The organism is Microvirga sp. RSM25, assembly GCF_044784385.1.
GTDB classification, from domain to species: Bacteria; Pseudomonadota; Alphaproteobacteria; order Rhizobiales; family Beijerinckiaceae; genus Microvirga; species Microvirga tunisiensis.
Genome location: NZ_CP173039.1, coordinates 5,046,600 through 5,063,894 on the forward strand (window position 1 = coordinate 5,046,600; position 17,295 = coordinate 5,063,894).

Here is a 17,295-nt window from a genome sequence, read left to right on the forward strand (position 1 = left end):
CTCGACATATCCAGGAGGCGGAATCGCAATGAAGCCTGGAAATCAGGTCAGGTTATGCCTATATCAAGGATGTCAGGTTCGCCTGACTATGATCGTAGAGGCAGAGTGGAATAGGCGTTTAGGACGCGGGTTCGATTCCCGCCGCCTCCACCACAAACACACCGGCCGTCCAGGTACCGCAAGACGGATTTTGGGCGACCGACCTTTCGTTGGGGTCAGGCCGCGCCCCGATGTGTTTGTGATGGGGGCGACATGGGTTCGACTGGGCGCGATAAAGGCTAGGCTGCGATTAGGCTGAGCTACGGCCTTAACAGTGCAAATTCACAAATGCCAACGACAACGTTGACATGGGTGCGGTGCGCCTCGCGGCGTAACCATCCGGGGCTCGGGATAGCCTAGCAACAGAAACGGCACCTTCGGGTGCCGTTCCCATTTTTAAGCTGTCTGCAGCTTCTTGCGAAAGCGCTGCTTCATACGAAAGAAAGACCCAATTGAAATGTCGGAGATCCAAGTGAACGGCTACGTCCGGGTTCCGAAAGGGACCATAGTTTACCCGACGGGCGATGGCGTAGAGGCTCCGTCTACCCGCGATCAGGTGGTGAAGGTCGCCAGAATCTTCGACGTGGACGTCAAGAGTGATAGTTTCTACCTGCTTCTTCCTGACGAGATGCGGCTGCGGTATTTCGACGCTAGCGGCAGTAAGCGCCCCATCGACCCTGACATTCTGGAATTTACGGACCGTCTGACGAAAGGTGATTATCGGGCTGTCGAATGGTCGACCAAATGGGCATTGATTGCCGGTCTTCAGCCAGCAGAGGCTCCCGCTCGGGCCAAGGCTGGAAAGAAACTCGATGCTCCTGAGAAGAAATCTCCCACCAAGCAACAACAGATGGTCACGGGATCCGTATGGCGGTTCACCGAAGACACGGAGCTTCGCTACAAGGTTCGAAATCCAGCTTATGCCGCCGTGCGCGATGATATCGAGAGCGGCCTCCGACAACTGCCTTCCTATGTTCGAACGCAAACGGTGGAGGCCAAGCTGAGCGAACTTGGCGTCATCGACCATCTTGATGAGCCCTGGGGGACTGTTAAGGCGGGTGAGACCTTCACGGTTCGTAGCAGGCTGACGTCTGGTTTCGCAGGCGGGCAGGATGTGCCGATGCTTTTTCGGGGCGAGAAGTTCACGTTACCCTATGCAAGCCTCGAACCCGTCATCGAGTTGGTGACTGATCGTTAGGTCCGGATCGGCACAGGTGGTCTCGCAACCGGTCGACTGTGCTGGTCATTGGCATGTCCGACAACACCCATGGTTGTCGGACTGAATGGCAATCTGCTTCACGCCGCCTGCAGCCACGATTGTCTCCTCTCGGTTTCGAGGAGTTGCTCCGCTTTACGGGTGAATTCGCTTCCCGAGAGCCCTGGCTCGATCGGATCGAGATAGGAGACCGAAATCGTGCCGGCCCGTTTATAGGCACGATCAGGACCCCAGAACAGGCCCGAATTCAAAGCCACCGGCAGAACCACCCGGCCGAGCCTTGTATAGAGCAACTCCACCCCGCGCTTGAATTCGATTGGCACGGAAGCCGACTTTCGAGTGCCTTCCGGAAAGATCAGCACGGAGCGGCCTTCGGCAAGCGCCGCCTGGCTTTCGTCGATCATCTTCCGGACCGCTTTCGAGCCGCTCTCCCGGTCGATCAGGATCATTGGCGACTTGCGGAGGAACCACGAGAAGACGGGTATCGTGAGCAGTTCCCGCTTTGCAATGATCGCCACATCCGGGAAGAGCGTCAGGAACGCCAGAGTCTCCCATGTCGATTGGTGGTTGGCGATGATCAGGCATGGTTCGTCGGGAATGTTGTGCCGACCCCGTTCGGCGTAGGTCAGGCCGACAAGCCATTTAAGGCCGACGAGGACCCCGCGAGCCCACAACCGGGAGGTCAGCCGGACTGCACGCTCAGGAGAGCCAATCAGCCACAAGACTGCCAAAACGGGTGCGAAGAGCCCGGTCCAGATGGTCAGCAGAATATCGAACAGAGTTGAACGGACGCGCTGCACGGCAAAGTTACTTCTTTAAGTGGGTTGCCATATGAATGAGGAATGAGAACTCGTTGATCCAGTGCTCTCGGCAGATAGTCCAGGTTGCCGAGTGACTGTGCTGGATCAGCTTGAGTACAGAGCACGAAGCGGCGCCAGATCGATGCTGCGCCGCTTGTCGGCCTGAGAGCGACTCCGATGCTCTGATCCCGCTAGACCTTCGCCTCTGTCGTCTCGGTGCGCGGGCCTGTATTGGGAGCCGCAGCGGGCTTGCGCGGCCCGGCGAAACGGGGCTTGGGCTTGGGAGCTGCAATCAATCCTTCTCGGATAGCCTGCTTGCGGGCCAGTTTGCGGCTGCGGCGGACAGCTTCCGCTTTCTCGCGGGTCTTTCGCTCAGAGGGCTTCTCGTAAGACTTCCGCGCTTTCATCTCGCGAAAAATTCCTTCGCGCTGCATCTTTTTCTTGAGAACTCTGAGAGCCTGATCGACATTGTTGTCGCGTACTAGAACTTGCAAGGTATGTCCTTTCTATATTCGATGGCGTCATTTCGCCATGATATGGTCGATGGATCGACGAACGATGCGCTTGAGAGGGGCTATGTGCTCCGAATTTCGCTCTCGCGCACCGCTCTCTCGATCACTCCGGATTTAATCCGGTATGAAACCTCTCCGCTCTGGTCAGCCGGCATAAGCCGCACGACCTCGTAAATGCTGGCGGCGCTCGTTCTGGCGTCAGAGAATCCCGGCTGCGCCAAGCGGACCATCTGTCGGACTTTGAACTTATGAGACATCAGTAAATCTCCTCGCGGCTGGGTAGACTGGATCAGGCACAGTTACTTTCGTGCCTTGCGGGCAGCGTAACGAGCATCGCGTGCCGCCTTACGCTCCGCCTCGAGTCGGGCATCGCTCGCTTCCTTTTCGGCTGCTGCGCGCAGTTCTTGCGCCGCCTGATCCGCCGCATGGGCCTCACGCCTCGTGGCGAGGTCGGCTTCGTCCGCAAGGCGCTTGGTCTCGCGTTCAGCCACGCGAACGTCACGCGCCGCGCTCAAAGCAGCCCGGGCCACCCGCCGTTCGGAAACAGCCGGGTCGTCGGGTCCAGGCCGCTGACGGAACTTTGCCATCATGGCCTCCTTCGCGCTCTGAGAAGCCTGGAGCCGCTCGTCGAAATCTTTTTGCTTCATGTCACCTGTCGATCTTATGGAAGCTGCCAACCCCGTCCTGTGCCGGTTATCGGACACGCCTGATGCTGGTGATGGTGCCTTCAGGAAGTGTACCCTGCTCCTGTTGGGCCCGGGCCGTCATTTCGACAATGCGCGTGTTGGAGGCTTTTTCTGGATTGTCGATCCAGAGATAAGCTCGGCGAGCATCGTCATAGTCCACCACGAACATCACCGATTTGGCGGGAGTTTTTCGAAACGTATACATCGTTTTCTCACCAGTCCGGCCATTGGGTCGTTGGCCATTGAAAAGAAAAAGCCGCCCCACCCGGGAGCGGCTCCATAGGCTGCACTTATGTGAAGTGCCTTAGCATTCTCAGTCGGCCTGGATGTTGTTGACGGCGACCTTGCCGGAGCGGCGGTCTTCGGCGGTGTCGAAGGACACCTTCTGGCCTTCGCGCAGGCCGCGGATGCCGGCACGCTCGAGCGCGGTGGCGTGGACGAACACGTCCTTGCTGCCATCGTCCGGCTGGATGAAGCCGAAGCCTTTTTGATCGTTGTAGAACTTAACGGTGCCCGTAATCATGGGAGTATCCTTGGTTAGGCTAGAAGTGCACGTGAGCAAAGGACGTGCCTTCGCACGACCTCAGGCTCGGGTTCGTCGATGTTTGGAAGAGTGTCTGAACGTGCGCCTGGAAGGCCAAGGCGTAACGGCCCGATTGTCCGGCCAAATGTCGATAGAGGGTTATCTAGCGCCCACTTGCGGCGAATACAAGGCATGTTTGCGTAGTTATTTTCCAGGTCAGTCGCGATCATAACCCAGAACTATATGTCCGATCCGGGTTTTTTGGAAGTGAAGTGTCGGCCAGCAACACTCCTCAATAGCTCTCATCTCGCGGGTTTGTCATTATTTTCCCGTTCTGTCTTGTAATTCGGGGGAAAGTAGTTCATATTGTACCAATCCAACCGATACGTTCGGCCTGCTCTCTGAAGCTCATGATTGAGCGCCGAGCCCGCTTTCCGCACCTTTGAAGCTTGGTCGCTGCGTGGAACTACGCGGTGGATCCGTCGTTTTGCTCTGCACTCGACTTCATCAACAATCAACAGCAGTGGCACGGCTCGCCGCCGAAGTCGCTCAAGGACACTATGTACACAATTCCCTATACAAAGCCGGTAAAGGTGCTCTCTCAGCCCTCGCCGAAGAAGCAGCCACGCAAGTCCATCTCGACGTGGCAGCCACAGCAAACCAGTCTTACCCGAGAAGAAGTCAGAGCGATTATTCTCGAACAGATCGGTTAAGATCATCGCGATTAATTCAATCGGCCGGGTCTTCCGGAGTCCCCGCCTGCCAGCGCAGCTACGGTCCATCTCTAAAGACGTTCATGGGGACCGAGCTGCCCTCAGCTGTCTCTGGCCACCGTACCGATAACCCGGACTCAGGTCTGCTAGAGCCCTTGTCTTTCCTGACCTGTAACCCATAACGCTACAGTCGGCTTAACCAAGGTAAGGACCATGCCCTGCTCCCGAGAGGCTCTCCCGGTAGCTCCGCCCCATCCGGGTTGGATCCTGCGCGACCGAGTCCTGCCCGGTCTTGGCCTGTCCGTCAGCCAGGCTGCACGGGAGCTTCGCATCGCCCGCCAGACACTCCACCGGATTCTTGCCGGCAAGGCTGCGGTCAGTCCTGAAATGGCGACCCGCCTCGCCCGTCTCTCGGGCACGATGCCCCGCTTCTGGCTGGAGCGGCAGCAGCAGCATGACCTCTGGCATGCGGAGCAGGCGCTCTCAGGTTTGCTCGGGCTGATCCCAACTCACACCCTTCCGGCCGCTCTTCAGGCTGAGATTGGACTTCCCCATGACCGCTAAGCCTCAGGCCATCCCCAAAGCACGGACCGGGGTTGCGGGTCTCGATGACATCCTCGTGGGAGGCCTGTCGCCCGGGCACGTCTACCTTCTGGAGGGCAGCCCGGGCACTGGCAAGACCACCATCGCTCTCCAATTCCTGCTCGAAGGGGCAAAATCTGGAGAAATCGGCCTCTACATCACCATGTCCGAGACCGAGAAGGAGCTGCGCGACGGCGCGGCCTCTCATGGCTGGGCCATTGGCGATGGAGTTCATGTATTCGAACTCGTCCCTCCGGAGAGCCTCCTCGACGATGAGCACCAGCAGAGCCTGCTCTACTCGTCCGATCTCGAGCTTGGCGAAACCACCAAGGCGGTATTCGACGCGATCGACCGGACCAAGCCGGTCCGCATCGTGATCGACAGCCTGTCGGAGATTCGCCTTCTGGCGCAAAGCTCCCTGCGCTACCGCCGCCAGATCCTGGCGATGAAGCATTACTTCGCCAGGCAGGGCGCGACCGTTCTCCTGCTGGACGATCTGACCACGGACGTGAACGACAAGACCGTTCACAGCCTCGCCCACGGGGTGGTGCGCCTGGAGGAGCTCACGCCGAATTACGGCGCCGAGCGCCGCCGCCTGCGGGTGGTCAAGTATCGCGGCCAGTCGTTCCGGGGCGGGTTTCATGACTTCAACATCGTGGAAGGCGGCGTCCGGGTCTTTCCGCGTCTCGTTTCCAGCGAGCATAAGACAGGCTTTGCCCGCGACGTCCTCACGAGCGGAATCGGCGAGCTCGACGCACTCCTCGGCGGCGGCGTCGAGCAGGGCTCGAGCACATTGGTGATGGGACCTGCCGGGACCGGCAAGTCCCTCCTGACCGTGCAATTCGCCGTCTCTGCGGCCGGACGCGGCGAGAAGGCGGCTTTATTCATCTTCGACGAGGAACTCGGCCTCCTGATCGATCGGGCCAAATTGATCGGCATCGACCTGGATGCGCTGTGCGCTGCTGGCAATCTGTTTATCGAGCAGGTCGACGCAGCAGAGCTCTCGCCCGGCGAATTCACCGACAGGGTGCGCACCAAGATTCATCGTCACGGTGTGAAAACGGTCGTGATCGATGGCCTCAACGGCTATCAGGCCGCCATGCCGGAAGAGCAGTTTCTGACACTCCACATCCATGAGCTGCTGCAATACCTGAACCGCCAGGGCGTCTCGACCTTCCTGACCGTTGCCCAGCACGGGCTCGTGGGCGACATGAAGTCCCCTGTCGATGTCACCTATCTCGCCGACACAGTGATCCTGCTGCGCTACTTCGAGGCGTTCGGGCAAGTTCGGCGGGCGATTTCGATCATCAAGAAGCGGTTCGGCTCACACGAGAACACCATTCGCGAGATGCGCATCACCAGCAAGGGAATTGCCCTTGGCGAGCCTCTGGAGGGCTTCCAGGGCATTCTGCGAGGCACGCCGGTTTTTGCAGACCGCCATCGCGCGCAGCTGCTCAAAGACCGCTGAGCATGAACGCCATTCTCCACCCGCATTCGGAGCGCGCGATCATCCTGGCGCCTCATGGACGGGACGCGACTATCGCGGCAGACATTCTGAGGAGTGTGGAGATCGCGGCGGAGGTCTGCCCTGACATGCCGGCGCTCGTGCGTGAAATGGCGCAGGGTGCAGGCTTCGCGCTCGTCACGGATGAGTCTCTGCGTTCGGCGGATTTGAAGGACCTCTCCCGCTGGCTCTCGGATCAGCCTCCCTGGTCGGACTTTGCTTTCGTGTTGCTCACTCTTCGCGGCGGAGGAATTGAGCGCAATCCAGCCCTGGCACGTCTCTCCGAAATTCTTGGCAACGTCGTCTTCCTGGAGCGCCCCTTCCACCCTGGCACATTGGTGAGCGTCGCACGGTCGGCTTTGCGGGGGCGGCGAAGGCAATATGAGGCACGAGCCCGGCTGGAGGACCTGCATCAAGGCGAGGAGCGCCTGAGAGCCGGTCTCGGCAACGAGAAGCGCGCCGCCGAGCATCAACGTTTGCTCATCGACGAGTTGAACCACCGGGTGAAGAACACGCTGGCGACCGTACAATCCATCTCGGCCCAAACTCTGCGTACGGCGGAGACGAAGGAGGATGCGCGCGATGCGCTGGAGAGGCGGCTTCTCGCCCTCTCCCGGGCACACGACGTGCTCACCCGCGAGAGCTGGGACGGGGCCGACTTGGTGGAAGTCGTCGAAAAAGCCCTTGAGCCTTATCAGATCTCGGGTGAGAGCCGATTTTACATCAAGGGTCCGCACGTGCGCGTAACGCCCCGCATGTCCCTCGCTCTGGCGATGGCGCTGCACGAATTGGCAACCAACGCGGTGAAGTACGGTGCTTTATCGAACAAGACCGGCACGATCGAGGTGTCATGGAAGGTGAGGAACGGGGCTATGCCGCCCCAGCTGACCTTGAGTTGGATTGAGGTCGGAGGGCCGCCCGTGGTCGCTCCCCGCCGACGAGGCTTCGGATCGCGCCTTATCGAGCGCAGCCTCGCACACGATCTGGATGGCCAGGTGGAAATTACATTTGCGCCAACGGGAGTCGTTTGTACCGTCGATGCCCCCGTCGCCTAGAGGATATCCAAATACTGCATCTCAGATTTGGTAACGTTTGCGATGATCAGCTCCGGCACAGGAACCATCGTCGATGAATGTCTTCTTTCGCAGAGACGTTTCGGAGGATGGGAAGGGACTATTGCTTTCGATGCTATCAGCCACGGTCTGCCGTCGGTCTGGGCATGACCAAGCCGAAGAAACCTTGGGCTCTACCGCTCCAGAGTAATTGCTGCTGTTGATGGGCAAGCGACAGCCATCGGCGTCAGACTGAAACTGGATTTTCAGATCCGGCTCACCGACGGATTGCAGAACTGCGGAACCTTATATCTCCAGTGGTATTCTGGCGAATTATAGTAGACTGACCGTCCTGAAGATCATGATGTGCTTGGAGCGTGCTGCCATCCTATGCCGCAGGGAGGGATCAACACTGCCATCAGATGCCCAAGAACTGGAGACCGGTTCTCTACGAAATAAGGAAACTGGCTGGTCAGCTCGGATCAGGACGAAGGTCGGAAGCTCCTTTTGGATCTCGTCCGATGCCTTCTTCCGGGTGTCGGCTGGAGAGGTATAGCTGTCATGACCAAGTCAAACGCGCCGATGCTTTCCCGGACGGCACGCCGGAGCGCTACGTTCGAGCGTGTGTTCACCAAGCGCCTCCATGATTGTACTCTTCCCGACGTCATTGCAGCGATGATAGAAGTGAGATCGCGACGCCGATTTCCGTCCGCTCCCGGTAGCCGCGGAAATTCTCGATGATGATTCCTGATCGGGCGCATGCTGCCCAACCCTGATCCTTTGCGGTGGATAGTCTGCTTGCCGATTTCCATAAGCTGAGCAATAGAATGAGCCTGGCCTGTTGCAACCAGGGGTGGCAGTTCACGACTCTATAGATGCCTTGAGGGAGAAAGGCCTAGTTCCGGTGCAAAGGGAACCTGCGGATTCTGTCTCTAATGCCAAGCCCATTGTTCTCGAGGCTAACGCTTCCAATCCGCATCGGCGCATATTTGTCTAAGAGATGCTCTCAGGGAGGGGCATCTGGGAAGGGGCGCTCAGTGGACTTCGAAGAGCGGATATTGATCAGCCTTCAGGTTACAAGTATGGAATTACCCGTTGTGCCGCAACCAGACTGGGGCGCCTCATGGTGGAGAATGGGGTAGTATTTAGCGCCTCGACGGCTCTCTTTGACGCCTAAAGAGGCTCGCAGAGAAAACTGCTATCCTGAAATTAGTAAAAGAAATCCCGCACCTAAGAGCAAGAGAATTTGAGAAAAGCAATCTGCAATTTCAGTGACTTGGATAGTGGCGGAGAGGGGAGACTCTCCTCCACTTCACAAAATCCAGGCTCTGCAAGGGCTTCAGACCGTGCCTCTGAGCCCTTGTGGACCACCGGAGTGGACTACAGTCCAGCCGACCTCCGGTGCTACTGGGTGGGCTGAGGCGGGCGTTACAAGTCAGTTTCAGGTATCGCAGTTTAGAACCACAGACCTGCTGACTTTTAATCAGAGGGTCCTGGGTTCGAGTCCCAGCGCGCTCACCATACCTTCCAGAGACTTAGCGCGTGTGTGGCCCTCCGGCAGGTCGCGCGCTTCAAGCCCAGTAATCACATAGTGAGCACCAGACGCACTTCGCGGCTGCAGTTGCTTTTGGCCTGGGGTTGATACTTCCCAGCCGATGCCGGGTCCAACGGCTGGCGTTGCTGTCGTCCTCCGGTTAGCATGCTGCCCCATGCAGAGATCCGGGCAGGTCTATCCACATGAGCCAGCACCATCACCACCACGATCATGACGACCATAGCCACCTCTCCGAGATCGAGCTGCGGGTGCGCGCTCTCGAATCGCTTCTGGTGGAGAAGGGCTATGTCGATCCAGTGGCCATTGACGCTCTGGTCGAGACCTATGAGGTCAAGGTGGGACCTCGCAACGGCGCCAAGGTGGTGGCGAAAGCCTGGGCGGACCCTGCCTATCGCGAGTGGCTGCGCAAGGATACTACGGCCGCGATCGCCTCCTTGGGATTCATCGGCCGCCAAGGCGAGCACATGGTGGCGATCGAGAACACACCCGACGAGCATAACATGGTCGTGTGCACTTTGTGCTCCTGCTACCCCTGGCCGGTGCTCGGCCTGCCCCCGGTCTGGTACAAATCCGCCCCTTATCGCTCCCGCGCCGTGCTCGATCCGCGCGGCGTCTTGGCTGAGTTTGGTGTCAGCCTGCCGGAGACCACCCGCATTCGGGTCTGGGATTCGACGGCGGAGATCCGTTACCTGGTCATTCCCGTGCGGCCCGAGGGGACAGACGGCATGGGCGAGGAGGATTTAGCGCAGCTCGTGACCCGCGATTCCATGATCGGCACCGGTCTCGCTCGGCAACCGGAGGCCGTTCGATGAATGGCGCTCAAGACCTCGGCGGTATGATGGGCTTTGGCCCGATCGCCATCGAGCAGGATGAGCCGTGGTTCCATGCTGAGTGGGAGCGACGGGCCTTCGGCCTGACCCTGGCGATGGGTGCCACCGGCAGCTGGAACCTCGACATGAGCCGGCACGCCCGCGAGTCCTTGCTGCCTGCCGAGTATCTCACCTCGAGCTATTATGAGATCTGGACCAAGGGTGTCGAAAAGCTGGTGGTTGCGGCAGGCCTCGTCTCCCAGGAGGAACTGACGCGCGGCCAATCGCTTGCGAAGCCTGCGCCGGTCAAGCGCGTGCTCAAGGCGGAGAATGTGCCGGCCGTGCTGGCCCGCGGCGGCCCGACAGAGCGCCCGATCGAGCAGCCGGCGCGCTTTGCCGTTGGTGATCGGGTCCGCACCCGCAACATGCACCCCACGGGCCACACACGTCTGCCGCGCTATGCCCGTGGCAGGATCGGGGTCGTTGAATGGGTCCATGGCGCCCACGTGTTCCCGGACGCGAATGCGCGGGGTGACGGCGAGCGGCCGCAATGGCTCTACACCGTCTGCTTCTCGGGCCGGGAGCTTTGGGGGAGGAGGCCGATACGACCCTCACCGTATCCATCGATGCCTGGGAGAGCTATCTTGAGCCAGCATGAGGAGATGGCTCGCGCGGCCGCCGAGATTGCACCGATCCCCCGCGGCGATGATGGAGCACCTGTCTTCCGGGAGCCTTGGGAAGCCCAGGCCTTCGCGATGACGTTAGCCCTGTACGAGCGGGGCCTGTTTACCTGGACCGAGTGGGCTGCAGCCCTCTCGGTCACGATCAAGCGCGCCCAGGCGGCGGGGGATTGCGACGACGGTTCGACTTACTATCAGCATTGGCTGACCGCGATTGAGCAGTTGGTCAGTGACAAGGGCATTGCAACCGAGCAGGCGCTGGCGGAGCGCCGTGGCGCATGGGACCGTGCGGCACACGCGACCCCGCACGGGCAGCCGATCCTGCTCGAGAACGATCCACTCCGCTGACCTGCGAACCACGAAGGCGTGCGTGGCGACGGTGAACCGCTCGCACGCCTTGCCCTCCCGCTTTCGCGGGCGACCGAGGGCTAAGTCTCTCACTGAAAGCAGCTCCTGACCAGACTTCCGCATCGACTGGAAAAGCAGACATTCAGGTGGCGATGCCTCGCGTCGCATTTGACCCGAAGGCGGACCAGCCAAGCTGTAAAATCGGAGAGTGCCGGACAGAGCCACCGACGACTTCGTCTCTTGGCGAGGAAGCCCATTCGGCATGAAGTCACCGGGTTTGATCGCTCGACTTGCTCGTCAACAGCGGTATTTAATCCGCATGTTCCCTGCGCGACATTACACAATTCGTCAGTGCCTAATAGCGTTCGGCGCGGCCCTCGTGCTGCCCAGCCTGATGTTCGCGGCCGTCCTGTTGTGGCGCTACGCCAGCGCGGAGCGCGGTCGCTATGAGGAGGAGGCGCTTGCCACCGCCCAACGCATCACGGCCGCTGTCGACCGAGAGCTCGTGGGCCTCCAGGCAGCCGCTCAGGCGCTCGCGACCTCCTCGTCGCTGTTGGAGGGCAATTTCGAGGCCTTCCAGCGCCAAGCCCAGATGACCCTGCAATCCTGGTCGCAGCGAAGACCGGACGACTACGCTGTCGTGGTGCGAGACACCAGGGGCCAGCAGGTGGCCAACACCCGTTTGCCTTGGGGCAGTCCTTTGCCGAAGGGCGCCAATCTGCCGATCGACCAGCAGGTGATTGCGACGAAGCGCCCGGTGGTCCAGGATCTCTTCACGGGGGCCACGGCAGCGCGGCCGATCATCAGCATCCGGGTTCCGGTTTTCAAGGACGACACGGTCACGCATGTTCTTTCCATGGCTGTCGAGCCGCGGCGGATCGCGGATACTCTGCTCACCCAGAATTTGCCTGCGTCATGGGTCGCCACCGTAATCGACCGGGCCGATCGCGTCGTGGCCCGGTCACGGCGGCACGACACCTTCATGGGAACGCCGGCGCCCGAGGAGTTCCTGAGGGCACCTCGCGAGGCCGACGGCATCTGGGAAGGGCGCAACCTCGAGGGGACGGAAGTGCTCGGCGCCTATGCCCGCTCTGGCGTGTCGGGCTGGACGACGTTTGTTGGTGTTCCGGCCGACATCGTCCGAGCCCCGCTGCGCCAGTCGCTGTGGACCTTGCTCGGGTTGGGGGTCAGCCTGCTCCTGCTTTCGATTCTTCTGGCCCGGGCGTTCGGACGGCGCATTTCCGTCCCTGTACAAGGATTGGTCGGTCAGGCACAGCGCGTCGGCCGAGGCGAGCCTTTGACAGTGCCAGACACGGGGCTGGTCGAGATCGACCGGGTCAGCATTGCGCTCGCCGCGGCATCGACGGAACTTCGCGAGCGGGAGGCCGCACTGGGCCGGAGCGAAGCCCGTCTGCGCGCTACCCAGGACAACGCCGCCGTGGGCATCGCGGAAGTCGACCGGGATGGACGCTTCATTTCGGTGAACGAGGCCCGCTGTCGGCTCACCGGCCATACCCGGGAGGAGCTGATTGGTCTGCACTTCGGCCATGCGACCGACCCAGCGATTCTGGATCAGGATCTCGGTCTCTTCGGGTGCCAGGTCGCGGGTGAACTGAACGCCTACACGACCGACAGCAAATTCCGGCGTAAGGACGGTAGTCGCGGCTGGGCGCGCGTGACGAGCACGGCGGTGCGGGACGCGGCCGGTGCCTTCCTCTATGCGGTGCGGGTGGTCGAGGACATCACCGAGCGGAGGGAGGCCGACCGGCGCCAGAGGCTGCTCATCGACGAGTTGAACCACCGAGTGAAGAACACGCTCGCCACGGTGCAGTCGCTGGCTTGGCAATCCAGTCGTTCGGGAATGCCGCCGCAGGTGGCGCAGGAACGCTTCCAGGAACGCTTGCTGGCGCTCTCACGTACGCATAATCTACTCAACGAGACGCATTGGGAGGGAGCTTCCCTTAAGACAATTCTGGAGACGGAACTCGGACCTTATCTGACGGCTCCGTCTCGCGTCCGGCTGAGTGGTCCTGAGGTGCAGCTTCCGCCCAAGCCCGCGGTGGTCTCGGGGATGGCCTTTCATGAGCTTGCCACCAATGCTGCCAAGTACGGAGCCCTGTCGTCAGCCGCGGGTCAGGTAGAGGTTGACTGGAAGATTGACCGCAAGGACGCCCTGCTGACCATCGCCTGGAGGGAGTTGAGCGGACCCTCAATCGAGACGGAGCCAACTCTGGGATTCGGCTCGCGCTTGTTGCGGCAGATCATCACCCGGGAACTCGCCGGACATCTCGACATCCGGTTCGAGCGGGAAGGGGTAAGCTGCACGATGGTTGTGCCGATGGAATCCGCTGGCCAGCGGACGGCCTGAGCCGAGCCTTGCGAACGGGTCCACGCTTCTGGCGAACTGCGTTCCCGATCCATGGAGGCTCGTGCAGCTTGGGCGAACTCGCCTGCGACATCACTCAACGGCCTATGATCAGCAGGCTACGAAACGGTTCGTAGCAAGTCGGCAGGAACGAGTTTCATCGATGCAACTTCGTTCATGCCATTCTGGCAGGTGAGGCTCCGGGGCGATGGCGTCACGAAGTACTTCGTGCAAGGACCGAGCCGATCCCACTCGAGCTTCTCTGGTGGAATTTCGACACATGTCCTCTCCTGACCTGATCGCTGGGCATGCTGATATGTTCTCTGAACTGCTGAGGGAGCCTCATGTGAGAGCTGGCCAATGATCCGGTTTCGCGGTGATGTTCGGACGGAATCTGTCAATGTCTAGGTTACGAATTCCTCAGCGCGATCCGGCGGCGTTTACCTTGTGGCTTAAGCCTTTGGCGATCTCGTGCTGCTAGGGAGGCGTCGGATCGAAGATCCAAATCACAAGGACAAGAACAATGGCTATGACGGGGCGTTTCAACCTCCGGAAATCCTTTTCCGGACGGATCATTTTGCAGGTGGAAGAGGAAGTGAAGAGCGCTTGGGGGCTCTTCTCAAGCAAGCCCAAGTTCCGTAGGCGTTGGCGGGACGCCAAGGCGATGGATCTGTCGGCGACCGAGTTGCGTGCGCTCATGGATCTGCGCAACCGTTCCCGTTCCTTCTCTCAGGCCTTCGAGCCGACCCAGATCGTGCGTTCGGCCTCGCATTCGGCCGATGCGGCCGTGCCGACGCTCAACAACTCAGGGTTAAGAGAAGAAGCACAGGTAGTGACTGCGCACTGAGATTGCCCGTTGCCTGCCATGGTAAGCGGTCAGCTACCCCAGGAGGTTGGAGGTTGAACGGCAGCTCGAATGGACCTGCCGCACCTCACACGATTGCCGACCAAGCCTGCTCTCCGGCAGGGCAGACTCTCCGGGGCGCGGGTTCATGACGATCGCTGATCCTTGTCATCGGCCTGCAATGCGGTGGCGCCGCGTCCGGGTCAAGGAGGACCACCCCCAGCGATCGGCCCGCCAATAACTCTCTCTTTACCCCGATGAGTGACAGTCCCGGACGGCAGCAGCACCCCCGGTCTGCCTCAACGGAATCAGAAGAACTCATGCATAAGTCATTCAAGCCTAATGATTTTCTCCCTGCTGCAATCCAGAACGACGGTCGGGATGCCGCAAGTGCATTGGAGGTTCGAAGGAACGGGAACGTGGAACCCGGGAACAGCATGCAGCCGGTTTGGCAAGCTCCGTGGTCGTCAGTCGGAGAAGCGGAACCCGGTTGGTGGCAGGCTTTTGAATTGTCGAAGGATGTCAGAGCGACACGGACCCCTGACCGTTTTATCAAGAAGCAGTCGGACACGAATGTGGTGACCCTGAGCACCGACGAGGCTACGGAGATCGCTCGCGCTGCTCGAGAGGAAAGTCAGGCGGGGCAGGAGACGATCCGTGATCGTCTTGAAAGACTTCGGGCAGCAGTCGAAGCAAGGGTATCCGATGCTCTTGATGCTGAGGTGAAGACGGAGTTGGCTCCCACGACGAAACCTGTGTCGGAGGACGTCGGCGTCGAGGAAGCAGCTGCCATGATAGAGATCGTCATTGCAGAGGACGAGGACCTATCGATCAATAGCGATCCTGTTAGGGTCGAGCGGTTCCCGGAGGTGAGCCTTGAAATCGTGTCGGATCCTGCTGTGGAAGCGGAGGTCTCCCAATCGATTGTTGAGGCGGTTTCCGATTTTCATACGGAAACGCTGCTGCCTGTTCCTGTAGAGCGGGCGAACCTGACCTTCTCGGCCTTCGCTTTCCAATCCGCCCTGTACCGGATCGTTGTCGCACCTGGGTCTGTTGAGATCTCCGGCCCGTTGACGGAGGCTGATCAGGAGCCTTCCGTAGAGGAACAGCGCGAGGTGGATGATAGCACTCGACCTGAGGAGGCCGTGGTTGAGCTCGCATTCTCTGAGATTGATACGGATGATGCACTCGCCCAGGAGCCGTTGGAGGTTGCTTCAGACGTGGCGGCTGTCATTGATCAAACGGGGAGCTTCGACATGGCATACCTCGCCCTGTACGGGAATGAGTTCGCGCCCGTTGAATCCGTGAGCGAGGTTGTTGCTGTTGCGCAGGCCCCAACATACGCCCCTAAGGCGCCCGCTATAGATGCCGTAGAAGTCGCACCTGTGCTTCCGTGCCAGACAGGGCAGGTGATCGATTTCCCGATCAGCGAGCGTGCGGTTCAGGAGCAGGGAAGGAGTGCCGGGTACGAGCTTCCCTCCATCGAGCTTCTCGCCCCGCCACCGCAGCGTCAGGGAGAGATTCTTACCGAGGATATTCTCGAGGAGAGAGCCGGACGTGTGGAGAAGGTCATCCGCGACTTCGGTGTGAAGGGTGAGGTGATTCATGTCCATCCAGGGCCAGTGGTCACTCTTTACGAACTTGAGCCCGCGCCTGGCGTCAAATCCTCGCGTGTCATTGCGCTCTCGGAGGATATCGCGCGCTCGATGAGCGCGGTCTCGGCGCGCGTGGCGGTGATACCGGGGCGCAATGCCATCGGCATTGAGCTGCCGAACGAGACCCGTGAGACGGTGTATCTGCGCGAAATGCTGGAAGCGGCGGATTTTCAGGCGTCAGTTCAGAAACTCCCGATCTGCCTGGGTAAGACCATCGGCGGCGAGCCGGTGATCGCCGACCTCGCCCGCATGCCGCATCTCTTGGTCGCCGGCACCACCGGGTCGGGCAAGTCGGTGGCGATCAACACCATGATTTTGTCGTTGCTGTACCGCTTCACGCCCGAGCAGTGCCGCCTGATCATGGTGGACCCGAAGATGCTCGAGCTCTCAGTCTATGACGGCATCCCGCACCTGCTCACCCCGGTGGTCACGGATCCCAAGAAGGCGATTGTCGCCTTGCGCTGGGCAGTACGCGAGATGGAGGACCGTTACCGCAAGATGTCGAAGCTTGGGGTGCGCAACATCGACGGCTTCAACGCCCGCGTGGTCGACGCCAACGCTAAAGGTGAGGTGATTACTAGGACTGTCGAGACCGGCTTCGACAAGGAAACGGGAAGGGCTGTCTACGAGGAGATCACCATCGACCTGACGCCCATGCCTTACATCGTGGTGATCGTCGACGAGATGGCCGACCTGATGATGGTGGCCGGCAAGGAGATCGAGGGCGCGATCCAGCGCCTGGCCCAGATGGCGCGCGCGGCCGGCATCCACGTGATCCTGGCGACCCAGCGCCCGTCGGTGGACGTGATCACCGGCACGATCAAGGCGAACTTCCCGACCCGGATCTCGTTCCAGGTCACCTCGAAGATCGACAGCCGCACGATCCTGGGCGAGATGGGCGCCGAGCAGCTCTTAGGCCAGGGCGACATGCTGTACATGGCCGGCGGCGGCCGGATCACGCGCGTACACGGGCCGTTCTGCTCGGACGAGGAGGTCGAGAAGGTGGTCAACCACCTCAAGCGTCAGGGTGAACCAGTCTATCTCGACGCCGTCACAGCTGACGATGAGGCACCGGAGGAATTGGAAGTTCCCGGGTTGCTTATCGATGAGGACGATGCCGGTTTCGCGTCAGGTGATGCCTACGAGCAGGCCGTCAGCATCGTCCTGCGGCACAGAAAGGCGTCAACCTCCTACATCCAGCGCCGGCTGCAGATCGGTTACAACCGGGCGGCTTCCATCATGGAGCGGATGGAGAAGGAAGGGATCGTCGGCCCAGCCAACCATGCAGGTAAGCGAGAGATCCTGCGTGGAGAATTTGAGGACTAGCAAGGACATCCGCTGCAATGCCTCGAGAAGAGGTCCCGTGCTTCCATGGGACCTCTTCTTTTATGGGAAGATGGCTCATGGCGGCC

General features: G+C 60.3%; 16 protein-coding genes, 1 tRNA gene, 1 other RNA gene and 1 pseudogene. 13 read left to right on the forward strand and 6 right to left on the reverse strand.

The annotated features are described in order from the left end of the window. Positions 1-32 precede the first annotated feature (32 nt). Positions 33-417, forward strand: a transfer-messenger RNA (tmRNA) gene (gene ssrA / locus ACD578_RS23960). Between the two features lie 94 nt (positions 418-511). Continuing rightward, a complete protein-coding gene (locus ACD578_RS23965; protein WP_404289142.1) occupies positions 512-1,237 on the forward strand; it encodes a hypothetical protein in 726 nt (241 codons plus the stop codon). A 98-nt stretch (positions 1,238-1,335) separates the two neighbouring features. Here the strand turns inward: ACD578_RS23965 and ACD578_RS23970 are convergent, their stop codons facing one another. The 6 genes from ACD578_RS23970 to ACD578_RS23995 form a co-directional block, all read right to left on the reverse strand. After that, positions 1,336-2,055 (reverse strand): lysophospholipid acyltransferase family protein, encoded by a 720-nt coding sequence (locus tag ACD578_RS23970; RefSeq protein ID WP_404289144.1) that lies wholly within the window; start codon positions 2,053-2,055, stop codon positions 1,336-1,338. Between the two features lie 191 nt (positions 2,056-2,246). After that, the gene (gene rpsU, locus ACD578_RS23975; RefSeq protein ID WP_404289146.1) at positions 2,247-2,549 is read right to left on the reverse strand and encodes a 30S ribosomal protein S21; all 303 of its coding nucleotides are present in this window, start codon (positions 2,547-2,549) and stop codon (positions 2,247-2,249) included. Positions 2,550-2,629: 80 nt separating this feature from the next. Further along, the gene (locus tag ACD578_RS23980; RefSeq protein WP_152711394.1) at positions 2,630-2,824 is read right to left on the reverse strand and encodes a hypothetical protein; all 195 of its coding nucleotides are present in this window, start codon (positions 2,822-2,824) and stop codon (positions 2,630-2,632) included. 42 nt (positions 2,825-2,866) lie between these two features. Beyond that, a complete protein-coding gene (locus ACD578_RS23985; protein ID WP_404289148.1) occupies positions 2,867-3,214 on the reverse strand; it encodes a DUF6481 family protein in 348 nt (115 codons plus the stop codon). A gap of 46 nt (positions 3,215-3,260) precedes the next feature. Then, the gene (locus tag ACD578_RS23990; RefSeq protein WP_152711392.1) at positions 3,261-3,458 is read right to left on the reverse strand and encodes a hypothetical protein; all 198 of its coding nucleotides are present in this window, start codon (positions 3,456-3,458) and stop codon (positions 3,261-3,263) included. 108 nt (positions 3,459-3,566) lie between these two features. Continuing rightward, positions 3,567-3,776 (reverse strand): cold-shock protein, encoded by a 210-nt coding sequence (locus ACD578_RS23995; RefSeq protein WP_152711391.1) that lies wholly within the window; start codon positions 3,774-3,776, stop codon positions 3,567-3,569. Positions 3,777-4,249: 473 nt separating this feature from the next. Between ACD578_RS23995 and ACD578_RS24000 the strand changes: the two genes are divergently transcribed. From ACD578_RS24000 to ACD578_RS24050, 11 genes and pseudogenes are all read left to right on the forward strand, one after another. After that, positions 4,250-4,489, forward strand: a complete 240-nt coding sequence (locus tag ACD578_RS24000; protein ID WP_152711390.1) for a hypothetical protein — start codon at positions 4,250-4,252, stop codon at positions 4,487-4,489. A gap of 213 nt (positions 4,490-4,702) precedes the next feature. Beyond that, positions 4,703-5,053 (forward strand): HigA family addiction module antitoxin, encoded by a 351-nt coding sequence (locus tag ACD578_RS24005; RefSeq protein WP_152711389.1) that lies wholly within the window; start codon positions 4,703-4,705, stop codon positions 5,051-5,053. Continuing rightward, on the forward strand, positions 5,043-6,539 hold the full coding sequence (locus tag ACD578_RS24010; protein WP_404289151.1) for an ATPase domain-containing protein: 1,497 nt from the start codon (positions 5,043-5,045) through the stop codon (positions 6,537-6,539). The genes ACD578_RS24005 and ACD578_RS24010 overlap by 11 nt, the downstream gene beginning before the upstream one ends. Positions 6,540-6,541: 2 nt before the next feature. After that, on the forward strand, positions 6,542-7,630 hold the full coding sequence (locus ACD578_RS24015) for a sensor histidine kinase (protein ID WP_404289153.1): 1,089 nt from the start codon (positions 6,542-6,544) through the stop codon (positions 7,628-7,630). Positions 7,631-9,050: 1,420 nt separating this feature from the next. After that, positions 9,051-9,148 (forward strand) — tRNA-Lys (locus ACD578_RS24020). A 216-nt stretch (positions 9,149-9,364) separates the two neighbouring features. Further along, positions 9,365-9,994 carry a nitrile hydratase subunit alpha gene (gene nthA / locus ACD578_RS24025; RefSeq protein WP_404289155.1) on the forward strand — a complete coding sequence of 210 codons (630 nt, stop codon included), beginning with the start codon at positions 9,365-9,367 and terminating at the stop codon, positions 9,992-9,994. After that, positions 9,991-10,649: pseudogene (gene nthB / locus ACD578_RS24030) on the forward strand (nitrile hydratase subunit beta). The gene nthA and the pseudogene nthB overlap by 4 nt, the downstream one beginning before the upstream one ends. 4 nt (positions 10,650-10,653) lie before the next feature. Continuing rightward, positions 10,654-11,019 carry a nitrile hydratase accessory protein gene (locus tag ACD578_RS24035; protein WP_404294016.1) on the forward strand — a complete coding sequence of 122 codons (366 nt, stop codon included), beginning with the start codon at positions 10,654-10,656 and terminating at the stop codon, positions 11,017-11,019. 379 nt (positions 11,020-11,398) lie between these two features. Further along, positions 11,399-13,387, forward strand: coding sequence for an HWE histidine kinase domain-containing protein (locus tag ACD578_RS24040; protein ID WP_404289157.1), 1,989 nt, complete (start codon positions 11,399-11,401; stop codon positions 13,385-13,387). A gap of 592 nt (positions 13,388-13,979) precedes the next feature. Then, a complete protein-coding gene (locus ACD578_RS24045) occupies positions 13,980-14,231 on the forward strand; it encodes a hypothetical protein (protein WP_404289159.1) in 252 nt (83 codons plus the stop codon). Positions 14,232-14,806: 575 nt separating this feature from the next. Continuing rightward, entirely contained in the window at positions 14,807-17,209 is a 2,403-nt protein-coding gene (locus ACD578_RS24050; RefSeq protein ID WP_404289161.1) for a DNA translocase FtsK, read from the forward strand. Positions 17,210-17,295: the final 86 nt, after the last annotated feature.

What these genes read in the sequence shown, in the direction of transcription:
- ACD578_RS24015 (WP_404289153.1), top strand. Translation starts at nt 6,542, where the DNA reads ATGAACGCCATTCTCCACCCGCATTCGGAGCGCGCGATCATCCTGGCG.
- nthA (WP_404289155.1), top strand. Translation starts at nt 9,365, where the DNA reads ATGAGCCAGCACCATCACCACCACGATCATGACGACCATAGCCACCTC.
- ACD578_RS23980 (WP_152711394.1), bottom strand. Translation starts at nt 2,824, where the DNA reads ATGTCTCATAAGTTCAAAGTCCGACAGATGGTCCGCTTGGCGCAGCCG.
- ACD578_RS24010 (WP_404289151.1), top strand. Translation starts at nt 5,043, where the DNA reads ATGACCGCTAAGCCTCAGGCCATCCCCAAAGCACGGACCGGGGTTGCG.
- ACD578_RS23990 (WP_152711392.1), bottom strand. Translation starts at nt 3,458, where the DNA reads ATGTATACGTTTCGAAAAACTCCCGCCAAATCGGTGATGTTCGTGGTG.
- ACD578_RS24035 (WP_404294016.1), top strand. Translation starts at nt 10,654, where the DNA reads ATGGCTCGCGCGGCCGCCGAGATTGCACCGATCCCCCGCGGCGATGAT.
- ACD578_RS23985 (WP_404289148.1), bottom strand. Translation starts at nt 3,214, where the DNA reads ATGAAGCAAAAAGATTTCGACGAGCGGCTCCAGGCTTCTCAGAGCGCG.
- ACD578_RS23995 (WP_152711391.1), bottom strand. Translation starts at nt 3,776, where the DNA reads ATGATTACGGGCACCGTTAAGTTCTACAACGATCAAAAAGGCTTCGGC.
- ACD578_RS24005 (WP_152711389.1), top strand. Translation starts at nt 4,703, where the DNA reads ATGCCCTGCTCCCGAGAGGCTCTCCCGGTAGCTCCGCCCCATCCGGGT.